The organism is Synechococcus sp. 1G10 (assembly GCF_002252625.1).
GTDB lineage: Bacteria > Cyanobacteriota > Cyanobacteriia > PCC-6307 > Cyanobiaceae > Regnicoccus_A.
Genome location: NZ_NQKW01000048.1, coordinates 1 through 4735 on the forward strand (window position 1 = coordinate 1; position 4735 = coordinate 4735).

The window sequence follows — 4735 nt, forward strand, 5'->3', positions numbered from 1 at the left end:
TGGCCTGATGGCCGTGGCGCATGACATCAGCCGAATGCTTGGCTGGGTCGGCATCAGCCTGGCGGAGACGGGATGAATGTACTTTCAGTCAGCCCTGCCCACTTTGTTGCCCTGGGGCTGGTTTTCACTTTCTCAGGAGGCCCTAAGTGCTGCCGCTCTTCTGATGTGAATCGGTGCGCCACATTCCGTGGAGATCCTTTGCGGCAGTCCTGGCTGAATCCGTGTGTCTGGAACGCAATGCCCCAGCGCCGTAGCGTGCGGGAGCAGATACCGATCAGATCCGCGATTGCCTTGGCAGAAGCTCCTTCTTTGATGCCTTCTCGGAACAATTCAATCAGCTGGCTTCTATCCCATGCGGGGATCAATGTTTCTCGTCCCGTGGCCATGGCTGATCGAGCTTTTTTGAGACCATCAGCAGTGTTGCCGCCTCCGGGAGAGCCTTCTCCTTCTTCTCCAATTCGCGTTGTAAACGGCGATTCTGGCGAATCAGCTCCTGATTCTTACGCTGAAGTTCTCGCTGATCTGCCATGCTCGGAGCGCTGGGGCCATTGGCATCCTCGGCGGCCTGCCCTCAGCGGGCAAGCTGCCTGGGGTAGAGGCCCCGCTCCCGGCAGAAGGCCCCGAGATCAGGGCCACTCAGGCCGGCAGCCTGGATCACAGCGGCCAGCTTGTCGAGAGCGCTCCACTGCTCCGGCGGCTTGGTGGTGGCCGGCACGAGCTGACCCTGCTTCTGCCACTGGCTGCGCCAGTTGTAGAGGGTCTGGGTCGTGATCCCGGTGGAGCGGGCGATCTCGGCCACGCTCTCCCGGTTTGGTGGGCTCATGCGCTGGCGGACTTGGTCCCGCACAGCGGTGTCATAGGTCGGTTTCATGGTCGTCGGTTTGGCCCCTGGTGGATGGGTCTGACCGAGTGGACATCTTTCCTGACGCAGGGGGGTGTTACCAGGTGTCAAAGACAATGGGTAACAACTTGTTGATGCAAAGCGCCGGTCAACCTGATTGTCGCTGGACATTTGGCTCAACCACAAATCAATGGACCCCAGAAGCAGAAGAAGGGAGCCTAAAGCCTAATCGCTTCGCATCAGGGCGGAGTGTGCCGTAACCAGCGGGCTGCTGCTCTATGGGCAACAAACTCTTAGGCGCTGCGCGATCCGGGCGATTAGCGCCAAGGGCTTCCCGACCTCTAAATGGGTACAGAGTAAAGTATGAGCAGTTGAGAAAAACATGTGCATTTCCACTTCGTGTCTGCACATTTCGGAGGACCAAAGCCTTGGGAGCACAGTCTACGTTCTTCGCACAGCCTGTCCTCCGTCTACTACGACGACCACAACATGCCATCCAGACACAACTCAATGCATCCAAGACTGAAGGCAAAGATACCCAAGATGCTCGAATGGCGCAGAGCGTACGCCGACTGGTATGTTTGGATGGACTCTTCTGTAAGACTGAAAGAAAATATTGACATCCCACATGAAATCATTAAAATAGCCAACGGCAAGCCACTTTGCCTTTTTAGGCATACAAGGCTATCATCAATACAAGAAGAGGCTGTTGCGATACAGCAAGCCATCTCCCAAGGGGTAGATTACCATATTAGAAGATATAGCGGAGAGCCGCTTATTGACCAGGTAAAGTCATACTTAAATGACAAGAGCTTTAGCGACACAAAGCTCTTCCAGATGACATTCTTTGCCTACCACAAGAGCGCTGCCCCATTGATGCAGGAGTGGTTTTTGCACAACTGCATCTGGAGCATTGAAGACCAGATTTCCTTTCCTTATGTGCTTAACAAGTCAGGGCTTCAATATTCCTGCTTTGAGGGCAACGCACTCAATAACAACATCTTCACTTGGGACTGGAAATTAAGAGAGCGAAATCTGAGCGCATCTAAGTAACCAAACCTCTGAACGCTTCAATCATTCCACAGCTATAGCTCATAGAGCACTGAAAGGGGAAATGACTGTGCATCACGCTGCTTTTATTCGCTTGAGTACCTGCTCAAGCTTCTACTGCTCTTCTGCAGTCAGGTGGATGCGAAAGGTGCCTGTAGTCAACTGCAAAGGACCTCCTGAGAAAGGCCAGAGTGACTGGACTGCAATGGATCTGATCAGTTTTCGATTGTAGAATGTGGGCAATTCGGCTCGATATCGCCGAAATGCAGGCCAGAGTTTTTCACATGTATCTGCGCGAGCATCGTCATGAGCTCTCGTTTCAGGATTTCTTCTTGCCTTTTGGTGGCAAGCGCTCTGGCACCAATCGGTGGATCAAGCTCGCGGAGCTCGTCCCCTGGGATGAGTTGGAGCACGACTATGCGTCGCAGTTCTGCAAAGGATTTAGGGCGCCTGCTGTGGAGGGACTCCTGAGAAATCCAGATCCATTGTGCCGCAACTGGTCTCAGCGGTTGACAGCCGGTAGACTGGCAAGAAATGGTGCAATAGTGGATTGCTGCTACTGATCACAGCCGTGCATGTACCTAAAGCAGCATATTGCTCAGCTCTCAAGCGAAGATTTCTACGTGCCTTTTGGCGGCACATTCGACCCTGGCAATCGCTGGGTGCCGCTTGCAGAGCTCATCCCCTGGCAAGAAGTGGACGAGGCTTATGCTCCTGAGCTCAGTGTAAATGTGGGGGCTCCAGCCAAGACCGTGCGTCGGACGTTCGGATCGCTGTCCTAAACCATGAACGCATACAATGTGGAAAGCCGAACACTTTTTATAGTACAGCAAAAGATATCTTGTGGCGCGAGCGTCTTCAGGCTATGGATGCTCTGAGAGAATCAGAGGGACTGCGCAGCTACGGGCAAAAGAGTTTGTTGATAGATTACAAGGATGAAGACTGTGGCAATTGCCTTAGAGTAATGACACAGATACGATGGAGCGTGGTCTGGTCAATGTTTTAATTTCAGCCTACTCCTGCAGTGCAAGCCTGATTTCTGATGGATTTTATCTTTGTGCATGGCAACTACCCTGCACAGTTTCGAATTCTTGCTGGCGCAATCGCCTCGAGCACCTCCAATCGTGTCTTTTATCTGACTGGCCGGAAAGATGCGAATAAGATTAAGATTAAGAATGTCAACATTGTCATTTACGAGGCTCGTAGAACGCCTCATAAAGGCTGCCATCCTTATCTAATATCCACTGAGGAAGCAGTTTTAAATGGACAAGCGGTTCTACGCAAGCTACTTGAACTCATGGCGCAAGGAGTTACTCCATCCGCCATCATTACACATGGAGGGAACGGCCTTGGCATGTTTGTTAAGCATGCTTGCCCATTTGCCAAGCATATAAGTTATCTTGAATGGTACTTTAATCCTGACACTAGTAAGTTTCTTTACGAGGATTTCGATATCAATGCGCGCCTGTCTACACACGTACGCAATATGATTATTCTGAGCGAACTCGAATCCTCTGATTGTATTGTCGTGCCAACAGAATGGCAAAGACAGCAGTTTCCTGGTCGTTATTACAGCAAAGCCAACGTCATATTCGACGGGATAGATGTCTCATTTTTCTGCCCTCATAATACTCAGGAAGCTCTACTATTGCCAGTTGAGAATTCGGACGTTGTATATGAAATACCAGCGGACTGTCGTGTACTGAGCTACATGACAAGAGGAATGGAGCCGCTGAGGGGCTTCCCAGAGTTCATGAGAATTCTTCCCAGTGCGATGGCGAAGTTTCCAGATCTTCGAGTTGTCATTGCAGGGCAGGATCGTTACCCATATAGCTATGGATCTCCCTCTCTAGATCGTTCATGGAAGACTTTCATGCTCAAGGAACTAGCGGTAAGCCTTGACTTGAAAAGAATTTATTTTGTTGGTCTTCTGCCACATCTTAAATATCGTGACTTGTTGCGTCGAAGTGATCTTCATTGCTACTTTACTCGCCCGTACGTTACGAGTTGGAGCCTTTTCGAGGCAGCAGCCTGCGGCGCTAATCTCATGGTGAATCGAAGCCCAGCAACGGAGGGCGCACTTCAAAGCCATGGTGCACTTTGGGTTGATCTAGACAATCAGAAGGAGCTTATTGAAAAGACTTTGTCATGGCTCAGTGATGCGCCAAAGCGTCGCAACCGAGAGAGGGTAAGTGCTCTAAGTCCAGAGTTTTCAATCGGACAAAGCCTGAGGCAATGGAATAGTTTGCTCAAATCACTTCTGCTCGGTGAGTGACATGCGTAATAGCACGGAGCTGAACCAGGGCTTCCTGTAGCGTACGCATTCCTTTGAGCGCACCTGATTTTATTCGTTCCGATCTGACAAGCTGGCCGCTAGTGTCTTGCCCCGATAATAACAGGTTGAACCGAGGGTGTAACTCGAAGCTTTCTGTGGCGCTTGGCCGTCCGTTGCCTCCGCTGGTCCTCACCGAGGGCGAGATTCAGCAATGGGAGGTGCTCGCCAGTTCACGCTCACTGCTGGACTCAATCGTGCTGCGCGGTAGCTGCCAGAGAAGATGGCGCCTCTGCTGTCGTTCAGGCAGCCATCGTCAAGGTACCTGGCTTGGCGTCGATTTCCGGCGGCGTCGGGTTGATCCACAACACCTCTTCGGGCTGGCGCCAGCATCGCGTCGACCGTGACCACCGGCGGGGACAGGGCTGATTCAAAGTCTTAACTCGAGCTCGGTTTTGGCTTCCTCGTCGCCATCGCCAGTAGCGCCGTGATGTCGTGAGTTACGGCCTGCATGCGGCTCGAATCGACTGAAATCCAGCCAGTCGGAGCAGGTTGAGTGCTGCCGTCCTGAG

The 4735-nt window shown here is 52.0% G+C and carries 5 protein-coding genes and 1 pseudogene; 4 read left to right on the forward strand and 2 right to left on the reverse strand.

All coding sequences use genetic code 11. The features are described from left to right. Positions 1 to 361 precede the first annotated feature (361 nt). Together CJZ82_RS18545 and CJZ82_RS18550 are read right to left on the reverse strand one after the other, a co-directional pair. Positions 362 to 529: a hypothetical protein gene (locus tag CJZ82_RS18545; protein ID WP_158218635.1), complete on the reverse strand. Its 168-nt coding sequence runs from the start codon at positions 527 to 529 to the stop codon at positions 362 to 364. 42 nt (positions 530 to 571) lie between these two features. Continuing rightward, a complete protein-coding gene (locus tag CJZ82_RS18550) occupies positions 572 to 823 on the reverse strand; it encodes a transposase (RefSeq protein WP_158218636.1) in 252 nt (83 codons plus the stop codon). A 528-nt stretch (positions 824 to 1351) separates the two neighbouring features. On the opposite strand from CJZ82_RS18550, the gene CJZ82_RS17295 reads away from it, so the two are divergent. The 4 genes and pseudogenes from CJZ82_RS17295 (at position 1352) to CJZ82_RS17310 (ending at position 4166) form a co-directional block, all read left to right on the forward strand. Further along, positions 1352 to 1894: a glycosyltransferase domain-containing protein gene (locus CJZ82_RS17295; protein ID WP_094556971.1), complete on the forward strand. Its 543-nt coding sequence runs from the start codon at positions 1352 to 1354 to the stop codon at positions 1892 to 1894. Positions 1895 to 2175: 281 nt separating this feature from the next. Then, a pseudogene (locus tag CJZ82_RS17300) lies at positions 2176 to 2346 on the forward strand (IS5/IS1182 family transposase); the annotation flags it as partial. 410 nt (positions 2347 to 2756) lie between these two features. Next, positions 2757 to 2897 carry a hypothetical protein gene (locus tag CJZ82_RS17305; protein ID WP_094556972.1) on the forward strand — a complete coding sequence of 47 codons (141 nt, stop codon included), beginning with the start codon at positions 2757 to 2759 and terminating at the stop codon, positions 2895 to 2897. 36 nt (positions 2898 to 2933) lie between these two features. Continuing rightward, complete coding sequence (locus tag CJZ82_RS17310) at positions 2934 to 4166, forward strand: hypothetical protein (protein ID WP_094556973.1); 1233 nt, start codon at positions 2934 to 2936, stop codon at positions 4164 to 4166. Positions 4167 to 4735 lie beyond the last annotated feature (569 nt).